General features: G+C 39.1%; 20 protein-coding genes. 15 read left to right on the top strand and 5 right to left on the bottom strand.

Features of this window, described 5'->3' with window-relative positions; all coding sequences use genetic code 11:
• Positions 1 to 24 precede the first annotated feature (24 nt).
• Entirely contained in the window at positions 25 to 945 is a 921-nt protein-coding gene (gene rsgA / locus ABDW32_RS11830) for a ribosome small subunit-dependent GTPase A (protein ID WP_343562607.1), read from the bottom strand.
• Positions 946 to 1051: 106 nt separating this feature from the next.
• Between rsgA and polA the strand changes: the two genes are divergently transcribed.
• The 11 genes from polA to ABDW32_RS11885 all read left to right on the top strand — a co-directional run bounded on the left by polA (position 1052) and on the right by ABDW32_RS11885 (position 14525).
• Entirely contained in the window at positions 1052 to 3850 is a 2799-nt protein-coding gene (polA, locus tag ABDW32_RS11835) for a DNA polymerase I (protein WP_343562609.1), read from the top strand.
• A gap of 8 nt (positions 3851 to 3858) precedes the next feature.
• Complete coding sequence (locus ABDW32_RS11840) at positions 3859 to 4989, top strand: hypothetical protein (RefSeq protein WP_343562611.1); 1131 nt, start codon at positions 3859 to 3861, stop codon at positions 4987 to 4989.
• A 24-nt stretch (positions 4990 to 5013) separates the two neighbouring features.
• Positions 5014 to 5667 (top strand): phosphatidylserine decarboxylase family protein, encoded by a 654-nt coding sequence (locus ABDW32_RS11845; protein ID WP_343562613.1) that lies wholly within the window; start codon positions 5014 to 5016, stop codon positions 5665 to 5667.
• 62 nt (positions 5668 to 5729) lie between these two features.
• Positions 5730 to 6767: an ATP-binding protein gene (locus ABDW32_RS11850; RefSeq protein WP_343562615.1), complete on the top strand. Its 1038-nt coding sequence runs from the start codon at positions 5730 to 5732 to the stop codon at positions 6765 to 6767.
• A gap of 90 nt (positions 6768 to 6857) precedes the next feature.
• A complete protein-coding gene (locus ABDW32_RS11855; protein ID WP_343562617.1) occupies positions 6858 to 7505 on the top strand; it encodes a DUF47 family protein in 648 nt (215 codons plus the stop codon).
• 37 nt (positions 7506 to 7542) lie between these two features.
• Positions 7543 to 8553, top strand: a complete 1011-nt coding sequence (locus tag ABDW32_RS11860; protein WP_077437349.1) for an inorganic phosphate transporter — start codon at positions 7543 to 7545, stop codon at positions 8551 to 8553.
• 240 nt (positions 8554 to 8793) lie between these two features.
• The gene (locus ABDW32_RS11865; RefSeq protein WP_343562653.1) at positions 8794 to 10170 is read left to right on the top strand and encodes an OmpA family protein; all 1377 of its coding nucleotides are present in this window, start codon (positions 8794 to 8796) and stop codon (positions 10168 to 10170) included.
• A gap of 180 nt (positions 10171 to 10350) precedes the next feature.
• Complete coding sequence (locus ABDW32_RS11870) at positions 10351 to 11763, top strand: tetratricopeptide repeat protein (protein WP_343562621.1); 1413 nt, start codon at positions 10351 to 10353, stop codon at positions 11761 to 11763.
• A 101-nt stretch (positions 11764 to 11864) separates the two neighbouring features.
• A complete protein-coding gene (locus ABDW32_RS11875; RefSeq protein WP_343562623.1) occupies positions 11865 to 12608 on the top strand; it encodes a shikimate dehydrogenase in 744 nt (247 codons plus the stop codon).
• A 43-nt stretch (positions 12609 to 12651) separates the two neighbouring features.
• Positions 12652 to 13293 (top strand): MBL fold metallo-hydrolase, encoded by a 642-nt coding sequence (locus tag ABDW32_RS11880; RefSeq protein ID WP_343562625.1) that lies wholly within the window; start codon positions 12652 to 12654, stop codon positions 13291 to 13293.
• A 2-nt stretch (positions 13294 to 13295) separates the two neighbouring features.
• On the top strand, positions 13296 to 14525 hold the full coding sequence (locus tag ABDW32_RS11885; protein WP_343562627.1) for an FtsX-like permease family protein: 1230 nt from the start codon (positions 13296 to 13298) through the stop codon (positions 14523 to 14525).
• Here the strand turns inward: ABDW32_RS11885 and ABDW32_RS11890 are convergent.
• Both ABDW32_RS11890 and ABDW32_RS11895 read right to left on the bottom strand, forming a co-directional pair.
• Complete coding sequence (locus ABDW32_RS11890; protein ID WP_343562629.1) at positions 14522 to 15172, bottom strand: hypothetical protein; 651 nt, start codon at positions 15170 to 15172, stop codon at positions 14522 to 14524. The two genes, ABDW32_RS11885 and ABDW32_RS11890, sit on opposite strands and share 4 nt — an antisense overlap.
• A gap of 57 nt (positions 15173 to 15229) precedes the next feature.
• The gene (locus tag ABDW32_RS11895) at positions 15230 to 15505 is read right to left on the bottom strand and encodes a NifU family protein (protein ID WP_343562631.1); all 276 of its coding nucleotides are present in this window, start codon (positions 15503 to 15505) and stop codon (positions 15230 to 15232) included.
• A 241-nt stretch (positions 15506 to 15746) separates the two neighbouring features.
• Between ABDW32_RS11895 and bamD the strand changes: the two genes are divergently transcribed.
• From bamD to coaBC, 3 genes are read left to right on the top strand one after another with little or no spacing between them, the layout of a single operon-like run.
• On the top strand, positions 15747 to 16676 hold the full coding sequence (bamD, locus tag ABDW32_RS11900) for an outer membrane protein assembly factor BamD (RefSeq protein ID WP_343562634.1): 930 nt from the start codon (positions 15747 to 15749) through the stop codon (positions 16674 to 16676).
• Positions 16660 to 16989 (top strand): DNA-directed RNA polymerase subunit omega, encoded by a 330-nt coding sequence (locus ABDW32_RS11905; protein ID WP_028070932.1) that lies wholly within the window; start codon positions 16660 to 16662, stop codon positions 16987 to 16989. The genes bamD and ABDW32_RS11905 overlap by 17 nt, the downstream gene beginning before the upstream one ends.
• Before the next feature lie 15 nt (positions 16990 to 17004).
• Positions 17005 to 18213 carry a bifunctional phosphopantothenoylcysteine decarboxylase/phosphopantothenate--cysteine ligase CoaBC gene (gene coaBC, locus ABDW32_RS11910; protein WP_343562636.1) on the top strand — a complete coding sequence of 403 codons (1209 nt, stop codon included), beginning with the start codon at positions 17005 to 17007 and terminating at the stop codon, positions 18211 to 18213.
• 43 nt (positions 18214 to 18256) lie between these two features.
• On the opposite strand, the gene ABDW32_RS11915 is transcribed toward coaBC, so the two are convergent.
• Positions 18257 to 19624 carry an RNA methyltransferase gene (locus ABDW32_RS11915; RefSeq protein WP_343562638.1) on the bottom strand — a complete coding sequence of 456 codons (1368 nt, stop codon included), beginning with the start codon at positions 19622 to 19624 and terminating at the stop codon, positions 18257 to 18259.
• An 86-nt stretch (positions 19625 to 19710) separates the two neighbouring features.
• On the opposite strand from ABDW32_RS11915, the gene ABDW32_RS11920 reads away from it, so the two are divergent.
• Entirely contained in the window at positions 19711 to 20097 is a 387-nt protein-coding gene (locus tag ABDW32_RS11920; protein ID WP_343562640.1) for an SRPBCC family protein, read from the top strand.
• Positions 20098 to 20532: 435 nt separating this feature from the next.
• Here ABDW32_RS11920 and ABDW32_RS11925 read toward each other — a convergent pair.
• Positions 20533 to 20791: hypothetical protein (locus ABDW32_RS11925; RefSeq protein ID WP_343562642.1), on the bottom strand; the 259-nt coding region annotated here is incomplete at its 5' end.

Raw genomic sequence — 20791 nt, forward strand, 5'->3', positions numbered from 1 at the left:
CCACTCATGGAAGCCTTTCTGTATTTAAGCTCTGCTGTCTTCATTATGATACATACTGAGATAACTATCATAACGGGAAGATTCAATTTCCCCCTCCTCAACGGCTTCCATAATCACGCAGCCGGGCTCATTAATATGCCGACAGTTATTAAACCGGCATTGGTTCATCAACGCACGCATCTCAGGAAAAAAATGGGAAAGTTCTTGCTTTTCAATATCCACGATCCCCAACTCGCGAATACCTGGTGTATCAATTAGTTTACCTCCAAAAGGTAAATCAAACATCTCCGCAAATGTTGTGGTGTGCTTCCCCTTATCTGACCAATCCGAAATTTCACCTGTCTTCAAACCATATTCAGGCACAATAGCATTAATCAAAGTAGATTTACCGACTCCTGAATGACCTGACACCAACGTAATTTTATCCTGAAGAAGCTCCTTTACAACATCAATATTTTTTCCTGTCAAGGCTGACACTTCATAACATGGATAGCCTATCCGCTCATAAATGGCTTTATAGTCTGCCAATATTTCCAAACCTTCATCACTGAAAAGATCGAGCTTATTAAAAATAAGTACTGCAGGTATTCCGTAAGCTTCTGTAGTCACCAAAAAACGGTCAATAAAACCCAAAGATGTTGGTGGAGAAGCCAAAGTAACCACTAAAAAAGCCTGATCTAAGTTCGCACCTATAATCTGGGTTTGCTTGGAAAGATTCACTGATTTTCGGATAATATAGTTGCGGCGGGGTTCAAGCTCCCGAATGACAGCACTTTCGAGATCCGGTTCAAGATCAAAATGCACCCAATCGCCCACAGCTACTGGGTTGGTCGTTTTAATTCCTTTGGTACGAAATTTCCCCTTAATCCGGCAATCATATCTTTCGCCATCTTCGCCCAAAACCTGATACCAACTACCTGTGGACTTTGTTACCAATCCTCTCATAGAACCTGTTGCATTAAATGTGTCATAGCGCAAAAATCGGAAAAATTTATTAAACTTACCGTTTGATGAATTTCTTACCTTTGTAAGAAGACTAAAATTCAATTTTGTGAAAAAACTATTTCTTTTAGATGGAATGGCTCTGATATATAGAGCATATTTTGCATTGAGCAAGACCCCACGCATCACCTCTACAGGGTTGAATACCGGGGCGATCATGGGATTTACCAATACATTATTGGAGGTATTGAAAAATCAGCAACCTTCTCATATAGCAGTAGTGTTCGACACGGCGGCCCCTACGGCACGCCATATTGAATTTGAAGCCTATAAGGCCCATCGTGAAAAAATGCCCGAAGATCTCTCGGCCTCCATTCCCTATATCTATCGCCTGATTGAAGGATTCAATATCCCGATTATCACCATGGATGGCTATGAGGCGGATGATATCATTGGCACCTTGGCAAAAAAAGCAGAACAGGAAAACTTCCAGGTCTACTGTATGACACCGGATAAAGATTTTGGACAGCTTGTCTCCGAAAATATTTTCATCTACAAACCCGCTCGTATGGGCAATGGCGCAGAAGTACAAGGTGTCCAGGAAATTCTCGAAAAATGGGAAGTGAAAGATGTGTGCCAAGTCATTGATATTTTGGGATTATGGGGTGATGCTGTAGATAATATCCCGGGAATTCCAGGCATTGGAGAAAAGACGGCGAAGAAACTCGTTCAGGAATTTGGGTCAGTTGAAGGAATTATTGCCAATGCAGCTCAACTCAAAGGGAAAATGCGTGAAAATGTTGAAAATTTCGCCGAACAGGGACTGATCTCAAAAAAGTTAGCAACAATTCTATTGGACGTACCGATTGAGCTAGATGAAAAAGCACTTGAGCTGGAGCAACCGAATAAAGACGTTCTCGAACCGCTGTTTGCCGAATTGGAATTTAGGACATTAGGGAAAAGAGTTTTTGGAGAGGACTTCTCCATTCTTGAAAAGAACGCGCCTGCAGGCGGACAAATGGATTTATTCGCGGCACAAACTACGATTACAACAACGGATATTACAATCGAGATTTCGAGCGACAATGCCCCAGTGAATAATATCCATAATACAACACACGACTACAAACTAATAGAAACGACAGACGAACAGGAAAGGCTTGCGCAAGAGCTTGCCACCAAACAAAGCTTTTGCTTCGATACTGAAACAACTGGATTAGATGCTAATCTTGCCGATATCGTTGGACTCTCTTTTTCGTTTGAAACAGGAAAAGCATATTATATTCCAACACCTGCAAATCGGGAAGAAGCACAACGCATCGTCAATATCTTTAAACCTGTATTAGAAAATCCAGCAATTGAAAAGATAGGTCAAAATATCAAGTACGATATTCTCCTTTTGGCAAGATATGGTGTTAAGGTACAGGGAACCTTATTCGATACCATGTTAGCGCATTATCTCATCGATCCTGATACACGTCATGGCATGGATGTACTTGCAGAGAACTATCTGAATTACACGCCGGTGTCCATAACCGAGCTCATCGGAGAAAAGGGGAAAAAACAAGGAAATATGCGGGATGTTGATTTCGAAAAAATCAAAGAATATGCAGCAGAAGATGCAGACATTACCTTGCAGCTCAAAAATATTTTTCATCCCCTTTTGGTTGAAACGGAGACCTTAAAATTGGCTCAGGATGTGGAATTCCCACTTGTATACGTGCTCGCCGAAATAGAACGCAATGGCGTAAAAGTGGATGTCACTGCTCTCGCCGAATTTTCGAAAACGTTGGAACAGGACATCAAGAATCTAGAGCATGCTATATTTGAAAAAGCGGGAATGAACTTTAATATTGCCTCGCCAAAACAGTTAGGCGAAGTCCTATTCGACAAATTACAACTGGATCCGAAAGCAAAGAAAACAAAAACAGGACAGTATAAAACTGGTGAAGATGTTTTATTGGCCCTGGCGCACAAATCAGATATTGTTCAGGATATTTTAAATTTTAGGCAATTACAGAAACTGAAATCTACTTATGTCGATTCATTGCCTGAATTGATTAATCCAGAAACCGGTCTGATCCATACATCCTACAATCAAGCTGTCGCCGCAACTGGACGTTTGAGCTCCACAAATCCCAATCTACAAAATATTCCGATCCGTACGGAAAGAGGCCGGGAAGTGAGGAAAGCATTTATACCGCGTTCGGAAGATCATGTGATCTTATCCGCCGATTATTCACAGATCGAATTACGCTTGATCGCAGAGTTGAGCAAAGACCAAAATATGCTTGAAGCCTTTAATCAGGGGCATGATATTCATCGCGCCACTGCTGCAAAAGTTTATAATTTGGCTTTTGAGGACGTGACATCCGAACAGCGACGCAATGCAAAAGCCGTAAACTTTGGTATTATTTATGGACAATCCGCATTTGGATTGTCCCAAAATCTAGGTATCTCTCGTAAAGAAGCTGCTGACATCATCAATGAATACTTTAACCAGTATACTGGTATAAAGAAGTATATGAGCGACGCCGTTGAATCTGCCAAGGAGAAGGGCTACGTTGAAACAATTTTAAAACGCAGACGTTATTTAAGAGATATAAATTCCGCAAACATGACGGTGCGTGGATTTGCTGAACGAAATGCGATCAATGCACCAATTCAAGGATCCGCAGCAGATTTGATTAAGATTGCCATGATTGCAATACAAAAAGAGATCGAACAACAGCAACTCCATGGCAAGATGATTATGCAAGTTCACGATGAGCTCGTGTTTGATGTTCCGAAACAAGAAATCGAGGCATTCAAAACCATTATTCTGGATAAAATGACAAATGCCATAAAAACCACAGTTCCCTTGGTTGTAGAAATCGGAGAAGGTAAAAATTGGCTTGAGGCACATTAATTTCTGTTATGACTAAAAAAATCATTTATCTATTATTGTTTTTATCCTCCTACTGCTTTACGACTATTCAAGCACAAGAAGATAAACCTGTATTTTACGAAAAACTAGATCAGGGGTTGATTCGTTTCTATTTTGATAAGTATTATTATCTGGCAGCAAAAGACTGCGAATTCAAATCAATTGAACGTGTTAGCAAATTTGATTTCACAAAACAGATTTTTGATGGGGAATTTCGTGACTTTGCTCCCAATGGCAGCCGTATGCTGGTTGGCAATTATAAGGACGGAAAAAAAGAAGGCCTTTTTCAAGCTTTTCATCCAAATGGCGTTTTGAAATGGGAGATCAATTTTAAAGATAATTATCCCGTTGGCGATTGGAAATATTATTACCCCGATGGTAAACCGCTATTAACCGTTAACTATGGAGATTATGGTTATTTCATTAAAGATTATTGGGATAACCGGGGAAAACAAGAAGTTATCAACGGTGAGGGAAATTATGAATTCGCTATTCCATTCGAAGGATTTACCGAATTTGGCTATGATTTTTACATGCGTAAAGGAAAAGTAAAAGGCGGTAGACCACAAGGAAATTGGAACACTTACTTTTACAATGTGGGACAGCAGCCAATTTACGCAATGACACAACGCTTTGTTGATGGAAAAATCGTTGCTACTTACGATGATGATGGGGAACTTCCTAGCGAAGATTTTCAGGCATTAAGTGTTTTACCCTACGATTACTTCATCCGAGCCGAACTATTAAACAGCAAATCCTGTAGCTTTGATGACTTTTCAAACTTCTATGCGTTCCTTGCTAAACGATTTACCGATAGAATCAATAAAAGCGGATTCGAAGTTGTAACTCAACTCAATTTCTCCTATGAAGTTGAAGTCAAAAAAACAGGCTTGGCCAATTTGCGAAGTCTTAAATTGAATGTAAACTCCAATAATGAAAATGATCACGCGATTTTGAATCGGATTGCCAAAAGTATAGATTTTTATTTTCCCACCTACAAACAAGATCAACCACAGGACGATAAGATTAGAGTTTCCGGAAGTGTCGCTACGGGAAGTGATGGAAAAGTTTATACCCATTCAATTAAAATCGAAAGACAAATAGACAATTCGAGTAAATAATTATCTTTGCAGAAATAAGTAGATATGAAATTCCATAAAGAAGGATATACCACATTAGCGATTGCTGTACTTTTTATTTTTATCATCAATGCGGTCGCGGATTATTATGATGCGCCACAGTATGTCAAATGGTTTATATATGCCCTTTCAGCATTCCTATTCATTACTGTTGTCCAATTTTTTAGAAGCCCTAGGAAAGTGGTCATTCCACAGGATGGCACCATATTATGCCCCGCCGACGGAAAAGTTGTTGTGATCGAGGAAACGGAAGAAAACGAATATTTTCATGACAGAAGGATACAGGTCTCGATTTTCATGTCCCCTGTCAATGTGCATGTGAACCGAAACCCCATCAGTGGCTTGGTCACATTTTTCAAATACCATCCCGGAAAATTCTTGGTTGCCTGGCACCCGAAATCCTCTACAGATAACGAAAGAACGACAGTAGTTGTGAAAGACAAAGAAGGAAGAGAAGTTCTTTTCCGTCAGATAGCCGGTGCATTGGCCCGCCGTATCGTCTGGTACGTGAAAGAAAATGATCAGGTGGTTCAGGGTGACGAGTTCGGATTTATCAAATTTGGTTCGCGTGTTGATCTATTCTTACCCTTAGGAACAGAAATTAACGTGAACATTGGCGATAAGGTTACCGGAGCCAAGACTATTATTGGAAAATTTTAACAATTTATTAATATCATTATAAGTAACTTAGGCTCCAATTAGGGGCCTTTTTTATTCAGCAAATGAATTTTAGACAATTATTATTGGCAAACTCCGCTGGTGTTGGCATTGCGATCTCCACCATTAGCTATTATTATAAACATGATCTACAGACCGCATTAATTATCTTTTTTGTAGCGCTGGTCGTCTGTTTTCTTTTATTCAATTACCTGTTCGAGAAATACATCTATCGCCGTCTCAATACCATGTATAAATTGATTCATAACCTGAAACTTGGCAAAGATCTTAAGGATGCGATTGGCGAGCATGTCAGTGAGGACCCCATTACGGACGCGGAAAACGACGTAAAAGCTTGGGCAAAAGATAAAAAAAATGAAATTGAACAATTAAAATCCCAGGAAAAGTTTCGTCGGGAGTTTCTGTCCAATATATCCCATGAATTCAAAACACCCCTCTTTGCTACGCAGGGCTACATCGAAACGCTCCAAGACGGACTGATGGAAGAAGATATGGAGATGGCAAAAAATTTCCTGGATAAAGCAGCACGTAACCTTGACCGATTAAATTATCTGATTCAGGATTTAGATGAAATATCGAAGCTGGAGTCCGGAAAGATGGTCTTAAACATTGAAAAATTTGACATTGTGGATCTGATCAAAGACACCTCATATTCATTGGAGGACAAAGCCAAACAACATAACATTAAAATCGAGTTTAAACCCAAAACCGGCACCCCACATTGGGTTAAAGCCGATCGTAACAAAATACATCAGGTACTCTATAATTTGATAGACAATTCGCTTAAGTATGGCAAAACCGGCGGAACCACGAAAATAAAAATTTTCCCACTTTTTGAACAAGTGCTTATAGAAATCACTGACGATGGTTATGGTATCGAAGAAAAAAATCTCAGTCGTGTCTTTGAGCGATTCTTTCGAACGGATAAAAGTAGGTCTAGGGATATTGGCGGATCCGGTTTAGGACTCGCTATTGTAAAACATATTATTGAAGCCCATCAACAAAATGTAAATGTACGTAGCACCGAAGGCATAGGAACCACTTTTGGCTTTACTTTGCAAAAAGTTCAGACCGGAGACTAAACAATTGATGACACTTTTGTGTTTAAACAAAACCAATGTTAACATTAACTTAACATTAGGGTGTTATTTTTGCAAAAATAAATTTAAGATATGTCTTTAAATAGCATTTTTCAATACTTCGTTCCAAAGGACAAAAAATTCTTCCCTTTGTTTGAACAAGCAGGTAACAATTTGATCGAAATGTCTCAATTGTTAAAAGATATTGTTAACTCAAACAATCCGGAGAAGAAGAAAGAGTTCACGCGTAAGATGGAAGACCTCGAACACAAAGGCGATAACATCACGCATCAGATTCACCTGGAATTAGGTAAAAACTTCATTACACCTTTTGACCGCGAAGATATACACTCCTTGGCAAGTTCATTGGACGATGTAGCAGATTTCATACACGGTGCAGCCAATAGAATGGATCTATATAAGTTAGAGAAGGCAACAGAGCCCATGATCGAAATCGCAAATCTTTTAGTAGAAGCGACGGAGCATGTCTCCAAAGCAATACACGAACTTCGTGACTTAAAGAACATCCGTAATATCACGGATTCATGCGTACGTATTAATAGCGTGGAAAACAAAGCAGATTATATTTTTGACAAGGCAGTAGCTGATCTTTTTGAGTTTGAAAAAGACGCTGTTGCATTAATCAAACATAAGGAGGTATTATCTGCAATGGAAGATGCAACAGACAAATGCGAGGATGTTGCCAACGTATTAGAAAGTATTCTAGTTAAAAACGCATAATCATTCGATCATAAGTGCATAAAAATTCTACGAGATTATGATGTCAACATTACTCGTTGTTGTGATTGTCTTAGCAATTGCGTTTGACTACATCAATGGATTCCATGATGCTGCCAACTCCATTGCGACAATTGTATCAACAAAAGTTCTCACACCAGCAATGGCTGTATTATGGGCTGCCATATTCAACTTTGCTGCTTATTTCTACTTTACAGATCACAAAGTAGCCAACACCATTGCCAAAACGGTATTGGAAGAATATATTACCTTAGAGGTTATCTTTGCGGGCTTACTCGCTGCGATCGGCTGGAACCTGTTCACTTGGTACTATGGAGTACCTTCAAGTTCCTCACACACCTTAATCGGTGGTTTCGCAGGATCAGGAATGGCCTATGCGTTTATTCTTGGTGCAGATCCTATCCATGCCATCAATATAGATGCAACTTTAAAAATCATTGCTTTTATCGTTCTGGCGCCAATCATCGGTATGACCATTTCTATCATCATTACACTAATTGTGATTAATCTGGCGAAAAATTCTCGCCCAAGTGTAGCTGAAAAATGGTTTAAAGTATTACAGTTAGTTTCCTCTGCAGGCTTAAGTTTTGCGCACGGTGGTAATGACGCACAAAAGGTAATGGGTATTATCCTAGTGGCAATGGTTGCCGGCGGTTATATGCAAAATACGGAACATATGCCAGAGTGGATTCCCTTAACTTGTTATGCAGCTATTGCAGCAGGAACAATGAGTGGAGGCTGGAAAATTGTTAAAACAATGGGGACTAAGATTACCAAAGTGACCCCATTGGAAGGTGTCTGTGCGGAATCCGCAGGTGCTGTAACTTTAGGAATTACAGAACATTTCGGAATTCCTGCATCAACAACACATACCATTACAGGATCCATTATCGGTGTCGGTGTAGTAAAACGCGTTTCAGCAGTACGTTGGGGGGTAACTATCAGTTTATTATGGGCTTGGGTGTTAACTATACCAGTGTCCGCCATTCTTGGAGGACTATCATTAGTTATCGTACATTATTTACTTTAGAAAGAATTTCTTAATTTTTTTCTTAAAGCTATTGAAACAAAACAAAAATTTGCTACTTTCGTAGCGGATTTTTGTTTTGTTGTTTCACATTAAATACTTAATTTAGTACGAAATATCAGAAATTTAAAAATTTAACATAATTTTAAGACTTTGGCACGGCAATTGTACTGTTCCAGATATTAAAATAAGATAACAACATTGAAAACAATTAAAATTAATAATAACCTTAAAAACAAGAGTATGAACTATTCTACAATTAAAAAAACAGCTGTTGCTGCTACATTAGTTGCCGCTTTAGGTTTCGCTGATACAGCACAAGCTCAACAAGTATTCGGTGGTAGATCACAATACAGAACTTGGTCTATCGGAGTTCAAGGTGGTATCACTACTCCTAATGCTTTAATTGGTGGTAACAATAACTTTGGTCAAAAAGTAGGTTACTTCCAAAACAAAGTTGGTGAGTACTATGGTTTAACAGTACGTAAACAATTCTCTCACCTTTTCGGTTTAGAAGTTGAAGCGAACCGTGGTAAGATCAAAACTTACAACCACGATCAATCAGGACCTGCTTCTGAGAACGCTGCTGGTGCTAAATCTGCTCAAACAGATGTAAACTGGGCTGCTAGCTTAAACGGTGTATTCCAATTGGGTACAATCGACTTCTTAAGAAGAGAAAACGCAGTTAACTTCTATGCAAAAGTGGGTATCGGTACAATGGCTTACAACCCAGTTCAATTTGCGAACAACGACTTCACTGGTAAAGAAGTTTACAACAACAAAGGTAAAGTTGGTGAAGATATCTTCGGTGACCGCGAATACAAAGGAGACAGAGATTACCGTTTAGGTATGTACGTTCCTGTAGGTGTTGGTGCTAAATTCAAATTATCTGAAGTTGTTGCCTTGAACTTAGGTTACACAATGAACTTCACTGATGAAGCATTATTGTACGGACCAGGTAGAAATAGAAGCACTAAACAACGTTTTGCTAATGTATACGGTGGTTTAGAGTTCACTTTAGGTTCAAAAGACAAACAAAACTTGACTTTTGCTAACCCAGTTGCTACAATGTATGATGAATTGAAAGATCCTTCATTGAGAAACGAAGTTGAAGCATTAAAACAACGTGTAAGCACTTTAGAAGGTACAGTTAACACTTTAAGCGCTGATGCTGACGGTGATGGTGTATCTGATAAATTTGACAAATGCCCTGGTACTCCTGCTGGTACTCCAGTAGATGGTTCAGGATGTCCTATCAAATTCCCAGAGCCAGTTGCTGAGAATCTTACTTCTAACGGTTACTACGCTCCAATTCAATTTGAATTTGATAGCTCAGTGTTGAAAACTTCTTCTTACTCAACTTTAGATAAATTGGCTAAAGAAGTACGTGACAACAACTCAACTGTGACTTTAGATGGTTATGCATCTGCAGAAGGTACAGAGGCTTACAACATGACTTTGTCTAAAGACCGTGCTAACTCTGTAAAACAATACTTAGTAAACGCTGGTGTTCCTGCATCAAGCATCACTGCTAACGGTTACGGAGAGGCTAACCCAGTTGCATCTAACTCAACTGAAGAAGGTCGTGTTCAAAACCGTCGTGTTGAGATCAAAAAATAATCGTATATAATTTATACCATTATATTAAAAGCCGGCTCTAGAGCCGGCTTTTTTATTTTGACGGTATTTATCCTTAACTTTGTGGACGATATCCAATTTGTGGAAAATTTATTCAAGCAAATTAGATAAGAAATTAGTATTTTGATTTAAGGAAAGAATACTGATTTTAATTTTTTGAGAATGGAAGAGGATTTTGAATTTGAAAACCCCGAAGAAAGAAAAATCTCGGTGGACAGATATGAGGAAATGCTTCGAAACGAGGATCAGTATTTTTTTGATTCCAAAGCTTTCGAAGGAATAATAGACTACTACGCTGAAAAAAATGACCCCGTCAAAGCTTTACAGGTAGCTGAATTTGCAATAAGCCAACACCCCTTTGATATTACCTTTTTGCTGAAACAAGCACAGTTGTTTTCAACAATTCAACAGTATCAGAATGCATTGGCGGCCTTGGACAAAGCAGAATTGCTGGAAGCCTCAGAAGGTGATATATTTCTAATTAGAGGTGGTATTTTGGGAAGCATCGGGCAATTTGATGAAGCCCTAGATCAGTTATTCAAAGCATTACCTTTATTAGACAATAAAGATGAGGTTTATTTTCATATTGCCATGATTTTTCAGGCACAGATGAACTACGACAAAGCCATTGTCTATTTAAAAAAAGCTCTGGAGCTCAATATGGACTATCAGGAAGCACTCTATGAACTGGCTTATTGTTATGACGTACTTGATAGGCAGGAGGAAAGTATATCTTTCTATAAAAAATATATTGACTCCGACCCCTATTCGTATTACGCCTGGTATAATCTGGGGAACTCCTACCATAAAATCAGCAAGTTCGAAGAGGCTTTGGATGCATATGATTATGCCATATTAATTAAAGAGGATTTCTCTTCTGCTTATTTTAACAAAGGAAACGCATTGGTTAACTTGGACCGTTACCAGGAGGCCTTGGACGTATACAAGCAAACCTTCGAATACGAACAACCCAGTGCAGATACTTATTGCGCTATCGGTGAGTGTTACGAGAAGCTTGAGCAAATGGAAGAAGCCCGAAATTACTATAAAAAAGCAGTCAAATTAGACGCCGAACTCGCAGATGCATGGTTTGGAATCGGAGTCACCCTGGACTTTGAAGAACGTTATTTTGAGGCACTTCACTTTTATAAAAAGGCTTTGGAGCTAGAAGATACAAATCCTGATTATTGGTTTGCCATTGCAGATGCCCGATACAAGCTACAGCAAATTGATCAAGCCGAAGAAGCTTATAAAAAAGTCGTTGCATTAAATCCATCCGATATCGATGCCTGGCTCGATTATTCTTCGATCTTATTTGAACAGAGTAAAATTGATGCGGCCATTGATGTTATGTCCGATGCGATCACGCAGAATCCTGAAGCAGCAGAACTATACTATCGTGTTGTAGCCTATCTTTTTGCAAATGGACAATACAATGAGGCGTTAAACTTTTTGGAACTAGGCTTAGCCACGAACCCCGAAAAACACTATATCCTCTTTGATTACCTCCCTCAATTGCAGGGCAATCAGATTATTACTGAAATTGTCAAGAAATATACAAAACCAAAAAATTAAGGTTAAAGCATCTTATCCCCTTAGGAATGAGCCTGAGGGGATAAAATACAATTCAATTAGATTAAGCACGCTCACTGCCCAAAGAAGTATTAAACCATTCGATGAAAAAACTAGGTCTGATAGGATTTCCGCTAGGACATTCCTTTTCCAAGAAATATTATTTAGAGAAATTTCAAAGAGAAAACATTCAACACATAGATTATGATTTATACCCTATTGAACGTATCTCAGATTTTCCGTCTATATTTACGAATAAAGACTTTTATGGAGTGAATGTGACCATTCCATACAAAATAGAGGTCATGGATTATTTGAACGAGCTATCCGAAGAGGCGAAAGCAATACAGGCTGTAAACTGTATCCGCATTATGCATTCAGCAGAAGGCAGGCCATACCTGAAAGGTTATAATACTGATGCTTATGGATTTGAAGAATCGCTGAAACCGCTTTTAGACCTGCACGACAAAAAGGCACTAATATTGGGAAATGGAGGTGCAGCAAAAGCTGTCATCTATGTTTTAGATAAATTAGGCATTCAGTACAAACTTGTCAGCCGAACTAAGCAAACGGACAACTTCACTTATGGGGAATTAAATGCATCGATCCTGGAAGAATACACGGTAATCATTAATTGTTCACCGGTAGGAACGTTTCCCAATATAACAGAGTCTCCAGCTCTTCCTTACGAACATATCACCGCTAAGCACTTATTCTACGATCTTATCTATAATCCCGAAGAGACCGCATTCTTAAAGAAAGGCAAAGAAAAAGGAGCTCGAATAAAAAATGGGTATGAAATGTTACTACTTCAGGCAGAGAAAAATTGGGAAATTTGGAATAGCTAGTCTTTCGCTAGCTAGAGCGCAATAAAAAATGTAAATTTACCTTATGTTAACGATCAGAACATTCACTTTTAATCCATATCAAGAAAACACCTATCTGTTGTATAACGAACAGGGAAATGCTTTAATTATTGACCCGGGAATGTATGGGGAAAAAGAACAGACTGAGTTTTTAACTTTTGTCGATCTGCATAATCTTACTCCAAAATTACTATTGAATACACATTGCCACATCGACCATGTCTTGGGCAATTATTTTATTCATGAGAAGTTTGGGCTGCTTCCCCAATTTCACGAAGGAGAACTGTCGACATTAGTTGCTGTTCAGAATTATGCTCCGCAAATGGGATTCCGTTATGATATCTCCCCTATTGGAGAAGTATTCCTAGAAGATGGAGATAAAATACAAATAGACAATGACGAGCTGGAAGTGATCCTAGCACCTGGTCATTCTCCTGCCCACATCTGTTTCTATAGCGCTGCACAAAAATTTCTAATTGGTGGCGATGTTCTCTTTCGCAATAGCATTGGCCGTACTGACCTACCAGGAGGAAATCATCAGCAGCTTTTGGACAATATTAAACAAAGACTTTATACGCTACCCGATGATACGCTTGTCTACCCCGGTCACGGCCCATCAACGACAATAGGCTTTGAAAAGAATTCCAATCCATTTATACGAGGATAAATATGAACTTGCCTTTTCTATTTGCCAAGAGATATCTATTTTCAAAAAAATCGGTCAACGCGATTAATATCATCTCCTCGATTAGTGTGATAGGTGTTATGGTAAGTAGTGCCGCATTAATCATACTATTGTCCTCCTTCAATGGTATGGAGGAGCTTATTATATCCATGTATAGCAAATTCGCTCCAGAACTGAAGATACAGCCGCAGAAAGGCAAGTTATTCGCCGCTAATAAGCCGGTCTTTGATGAATTGAGAAGAAATCCGAATGTTATCCATTATACAGAAGTACTCGAAGAGAAGGTACTGCTTCAATATGCGAACCGACAGTATATTTCAACCATCAAAGGAATCGAGCCCGGGTCACTAAATAAGCGTATGGGCGATAGTATCCTCGTAGACGGGGCATATCAACTCTTACGTGGCTCAACTAATCTAGCGATACTAGGTGCAAGCGTTCAGGCTAATCTCGGTATCTCGATGCAAAATGCACCTGATCTCATCCAGGTGTATTCACCAAGAAAAGGAGTAAAAAATACTTCAAATCCCGCTGAGGAATTTAATATTCGATCTATCAATCCAGGAGGTGTCCTCAGATACCAACAGGATTTCGATAATTTAGTTATTACACCAATTTCATTTGCCCAAGAAGTTCTAGGGGAATATGATCGGGTGTCTGCTATTGAATTCTATCTTAAAGCAGGTACTGACATCAAGTTATTTGAACAAGACCTACAAAAAAAATTAGGTGCAGATTATCTAGTCAAAAATCGGGAAGAACAAAATCCGACCTTATATAGAAACGTACGTGTAGAGAGGTGGGTTGTATTTTTTATTTTAACATTGATCAGTGTCATCGCCATTTTTAATATCGTAGGTTCATTAACGATGCTGGTATTGGATAAACAAAAAGATATGACAGTCCTAAAAAGCTTAGGGGGCAACAATGGTTTAATTCAGCGTATTTTCTTTTACGAAGGGTTAATGATTGCAATTATTGGCTGTATTTTAGGTTTATTCATAGGTGCGATATTCAATTATATTCAGTCCACCTATGGCATCATACGCGTTGAAGACGGTGCAAATGCCATTTTGGATAGTTACCCTATGCGCAGTCGATGGAGTGACTATGTCTTGGTGTTTATTACTGTCACGGGTATTTCGGGCTTAGTTTCTTACTTCTCAGCAAAACTAAGTGTAAAAGAACTTAACAAGCTCAAAACTACAGACTAATAACGGGAACTTTTGGAGCGACTCTGGCTTCCCTTCGTTATTTGTTGTATTAAACTTCCCCAGGCAAAAGGATTCAATAGCGGGTTCGCATAACGTTGGTTGATGACCTTATTATTCATCGTATTGAAGCTTTGGGCGTTATTGATTGAGCGCATCTCGTTACCATCACGAGGGACTACAGCAGCCATCGCAGACAAAGACTCATGGGACAATGTTTTTCTTGCGCGTACGATATGATCATCAGATACATCTAAATTCATAAATGCAATATTAAATTCCTCGATACTAGCCCAAGGATATGGTGTTACCATTGGTAATTCTGTTACCAAATTTTGCATGACGATACTAGCCGTATATTTATCTCCTGTGACTTCAGGTACAGTTACAATAAGTGGATCGAATCCTACTGAGGAAAAACGGAGTGTATCACCCACATGAGCTACGAATGAAAAATAACCCTCATTATTCGCTGCGACGGATTCGTTACGAAAAGATAGATTAGTTACTGTCGCGTAACCAACGGGAAGCCCCGACCCCACAGTAGTTACAATACCGGAATATTGAATGATCTTCCTTTCTTGCGCCCTTAAAGCCGAAGGATCAAAAAATATTGATAAAACTAATAATATAGGAATCAGCAACTTCATAGAACAAATTTACACAAAAGCAGCAGAGTTGGCCGTTAAATTGTGTTAATAGATAAACTAATTTACTGACGGTAAGGTGGCATCAGGAGAGTCTGGATCAGTCAGGTTAATTGCTTCTACCGCTGTTACCTCTGGCACCGCTTTTTTAATAGCCTGTTCCAATCCTGCTTTAAAAGTCATAATGCTCATTGAACAAGAAGCACATGCGCCCAATAATTTTAATCGCACGACATTATCCGCTGTAATCTCTTCAACACTCACATTTCCGCCATCAGTCTCCAAATAAGGTCTCAAGGTATCCAATGCTTGCTCCACTTTTTCTTTTAAAGTCATACTCTTTATTAAATTCAATGATTGTACATGTAAAGATAATCAAATATTTTAGAATCTATATTTTTCCGCTACTTACCTCGGGGAAAAACAACAACTCCATGACAATACAGCCGGCAGACTGTATCCAACGAGTTAAAGAATGTTAATAAAAAATGTTGTTTTTGGGATCAAATAATTATTAAACTATATTGCGCAGTAAAATTTAATTGATTAGTATAACAAATTCACTTATCTTTGTAAAATGTTTTTAAATAGGCGTATAGCGGCTATCTGTGCCGGCATGATGTTTCTATTGGTGTTTACTGGCTGTAAGAGTAAATTTGAGAAATTGCGCGCAAGCAATAATATCGCTCAAAAGTATGAAGAGGCCGTAAAGCTGTATGAGAAAAAGAAATATACAAAGGCGTTAGTTTTGTTTGATGACTTGCGGACAAAATTCCGTGGACAGGCTGAAGCAGAAAATATCTACTACTATTTGGCTTTTGCCAATTACCGTCTGAAAGATTATACTTCCGCCGCATACCACTTTAAGGACTTTGCAGATGTTTACCCGAACAGTCCGCGGGCGGAAGAATGTCGTTTTATGCATGCTTACTGTTATTATTTGGATTCACCCCGCTCAACTTTGGATCAGGCAAATACAAAGAAAGCTATCGATGCCTTACAGCTTTTTGTCAACCTCTATCCAGAATCTGAACGCTCCAAAGAAGCAGCAGATCTCATTCAGAAGTTAAGAGATAAACTGGAGCTTAAGGCTTTTGCCAATGCTAGGCTTTATTATGATATGGGTCTGAATGATGATTATAGAGCAGCTGTAATTGCCTTACAAAATGTACTGAAAGAATATCCTGACACCAAATACGCTGAGGAGATCGAATTCTTGACCTTAAAGGCACAATACATATTTGCTTCGAAAAGTATTCTGCAAAAACAGGAAAGCAGATATGATGAGACATTGGACTATTATCGTAGCTTTGCAAGCAACTATCCCAATAGCAAACATATCAAAGAGGCGGAATCTATCCGTCGGGATTCTGAAAAAGGAATTAAGACAGCCGTTTCTCACATGAAAGAATATAACAAAGCTCTTGCTGAGCAAGAAGCTTATATAAAAGAACAAAAGGCGAAAAAAGAAAAAGAAAATACCCAAAAAGATGAGTCAAAAAAATAACAATTCAATTCCAAATTCTACAGTTACACGTGACTTAAGACAATTGGACAAAGGAACTGACAATATCTATGAATCCATTGTAGTTATCTCTAAACGCGCAAATCAAATTGCAGTAGATATTAAAGAAGAACTAAATGGAAAACTTGCTGAATTTGCAAGCAATAACGATAACTTGGAAGAGGTATTCGAAAACCGCGAACAAATAGAGATTTCTAAACACTACGAGCGCATGCCAAAACCTACTTTGGTCGCAATCGACGAGTTTTTACACGATAAGGTGTACTACAGAAATCCTTCGAAAGAGCAAGACTAATTCCAAAGATTAACGATGGCTTTAGCTGGGAAAAATATTGTAATTGCTGTATGCGGTAGTATCGCCGCATACAAAATTGCAAGTCTAATTCGTCTGCTTGTGAAAGCAGATGCCCATGTTAAAGTGATTATGTCAGCGGACGCTACAGCGTTCATTACCCCACTTACGCTTTCTACACTTTCTAAAAATCCTGTTTTAATTGACTATTATCAACCAGATACAGGCGAATGGAACAACCATGTAGAAATAGCATTAAATGCAGATTATATACTCGTCGCTCCGGCAACAGCGAATACCATTGCGAAGATGGCGAATGGGCACTGTGATAATTTGCTGATGGCTGTATATTTATCCGCAAAATGTCCTGTTTTCTTTGCTCCAGCGATGGACTTAGATATGTGGAAACATCCTTCTACCCAATCAAATATTGCTAAGCTTGCTGCTTATGGCAACATAATGATCCCACCTGAAAAAGGGGAATTAGCCAGTGGGCTAGTTGGCGAAGGACGTTTGGCCGAGCCGGAAGAGCTTTTTCGCTTCCTAGCAGATTTTTCTAGTCGGAAACTTCCCTTAACAGGACAAAAGGCCCTCGTTTCTGCTGGTCCGACCTATGAGGCTATAGATCCCGTCCGTTTTATTGGAAATCATTCCAGCGGAAAGATGGGATATGCTATCGCGCAACAATTAAAAGAGCTCGGTGCGGATGTCACTTTAGTTTCGGGACCTACCGCATTACCAAAACCTGACCAAATAGCTGTTGTTCCTGTCACCTCTGCTGCGGAGATGCTTCAAGCCTGCGAAAGGCATTTTGCTGATGCATCCATAATTGTCATGAGTGCCGCTGTTGCGGACTATACACCCATTGAAGTTGCCGCTCAGAAGATAAAGAAGAAAGAGAATGAATTTTCGATTGCTCTAAAGAAAACAACCGATATTCTCGCTACTTTGGGAGCAAAAAAGAAGAAAGAGCAATTACTGATCGGATTCGCTTTAGAGACCAACAACGAGCTTGAAAATGCAAAAGACAAATTAGTCCGAAAGAACCTTGATTTTATCGTTCTGAACTCCATGCAGGATCAAGGTGCTGGTTTTGCTACTGATACCAATAAAGTCACAATTATCAATCGTTCAGGCGAAAGTACGGTATTCCCACTGAAATCGAAGGAAGATGTCGCAAAAGATATCTGTTCGATCATTTTACAACATATCCCCTCGAAAAAATAACGTACTCCGGGAATCCGAAGAAGTATATCATGTCTTTCACCTCTTAGAGATTTACGATTCTTAGCTCCTTAGGATAATAATTATTGATCCTGTTGGGTAAGACCTTTATCCAGCCTAGTGACAAGCCTTTATATTTCGCCAATGTCCAACCTTTCATGCCCACAGGAATATTCTCTAGTATTACATTTTCTTTTCTAAGATAGTTTTGAGCTTCCTCAAGAGAAAGTTCCACATATTGGAAACCAGGATCCAAAACATTACTTAAAGCCAAAGCATGGCTTGGAATAAGTTCTTTTCGATTTAGTTTCCCTATATTGATTCCCGCATTCTTAAGATAGAGTACATTCTGCAGGTACTTCAAATCATTTTCATATACTTTTGGAAATATATAGACATCTTCGTGGTGGATAAATGGGAAAAATTCCTCATGGTTTACTATCCAAGCGTCCATAATTCCCTTCGGCACATCCGATTTCTCAGGTTTTATCCGCTTTCTATTGAATGTGGATTGTTCAGCTATTTTTTTCAAAACAGTAATAAAAAAACCCTCTCCACTTAATTTATGCGGATAAAAACGATATCCATGCGCAGCATGCTTTACCGATTTTGTATGCTCAATGCCCCAACTATCATCAATGCCAATTTCTATAGATTCAAAATTTCCAGTACCTATCAACCAATCAGCTATATCCTCATTCTCTTCTTCAGAATAGGAACAGGTTGAGTAAAGAAGGTATCCACCTTTTTTCAATGTTGTGATACTTTCTGCCAATATTCGTTGTTGTCTTTCGCTACAAAGTTTAACATTAGCTTCCGACCATTCATCTATCGCATCGGCATCCTTTCTAAACATTCCTGATCCAGAACAGGGTGCATCCACGACCATAACATCAAAATATCCTGGCAATCGGTCAAAAGCTGAGGGATCGTTATTTGTGACCACTGTATTTGCATTACCCCATTTGGTTAAATTATCCTGGAGGATATTTACACGCGTCTTGATGATCTCATTGGCGACAAGTAGACTATCGGGATGCAAACTACTATTTAACAAAGTAGACTTGCCTCCAGGAGCTGCACACAAATCCAAAGCATAAACTGGTTTAGTACCTAATTCCAGTTTACGGATAATGTGATCTATAAACATAGAAGACGCGTCCTGCGAATAATAGCCTCCCCCGTGAAATAGCGGATCGAGCGTGAATATCGGACGTTCGTTGAGATAAAAGGCACCTTCACACCAAGGGACTGGCCTGTTATCCGAAAAGGGACATTCTTTTAATTTTCGCGGGTTTAACCGTATGGCCGTTGCCCGCTTGCCCTCTTCATGTACACTTATAAATGCAGCGGTATCGAATAGTGGGTTTACACCCAATTTTTTCACTAATGAATTTGGCAGAAAATTACTCATGTGTCCTATAGTTTGTGCTAAAATTAATACAAATAAAAATGAAGTCAAAATAAGTAGTAAATTACGGGAAAGAGTAAATTTGTATCATGAAAGATCTCAAGAAATACGCTATTATCCCGGCGACACCGGAACAACTCTATCTCGCCCTAACAACCGAAATTACGGCCCGTCTGTGGACCGGCGATGCTGTATCGATAGATGCATCAGTTAACGGTGAATTTTCCTTGTGGGATGGTGCGATTACAGGTCGATTCTTGGAACTAGTGCCATCTTCAAAAATTGTCCAGGAGTGGTATTTTGGTGAAACTGACAGCCCTTCCATTGTTACACTAAAGTTGCATGAGCACAAAAAGGGAACCTCATTAGAGGTTAGGCAAACCAATATTCCAGATGAAGATTATGAGAATATTGCTGAAGGCTGGGAAGATCCCTATATTTCTTCATTAATAGATTTCTATACGGAAGAAGATTAATTGTTCGATATCAATAATGAGCCCGTTTTCTAAAACCGGGCTCTTTCTCGTTAACTTATTAATGAAAGTATAGTCTTTACCCGAGTGGTTTATTCGGAGCGATCCACAAAAACTGTTAGGCTCAATAGGGCTCTCTCACCACGCTGTTACTCATTTTATAAACAATCCGCTAAAGGGCTTTTAAGCTCAAAAAATAATTCTTTTTATTGTATTCTGATATATTCCTATTTGCGATTTATTTAAGCAAGATCACATTTTTACTTAGTAACTACGGATAAGATGACAGGAATTACAGCAGAATGCATAATAAGAGTTAGGAGTATTAAATATCCACCATAAGGGGAGTGCTATCCCCAACAGCATGGTATTGACAAGCTATAGACTATCTGCAATATCCTATCCCCATCTGCAATGATCCTAAACGCTGCTATACCGTCAAAACTCCGGGGGGAGCGCTGCTGCTGTTATGGTTACAGTTACTCTTGCCGCTACAGTTATTGCTGCCACGGTCTTGCTGTTAAGGCTATCGTTACAGTTACCGGTGTCTTTACTGGAGTTGTTGTTACTGTTGTTGCTGCCGGTTCCGGCAAAACTGTCCAAACGAAAGAAGCCCTTGACTGTTTCCAGCAAGGGCTTCCGTGTAAAAAAAGGCACCGACCTACTCTCCCACCTGTTACGGCAATACCATCGGCTC

It is taken from the genome of Sphingobacterium sp., assembly GCF_039596235.1.
Classification (GTDB): domain Bacteria; phylum Bacteroidota; class Bacteroidia; order Sphingobacteriales; family Sphingobacteriaceae; genus Sphingobacterium.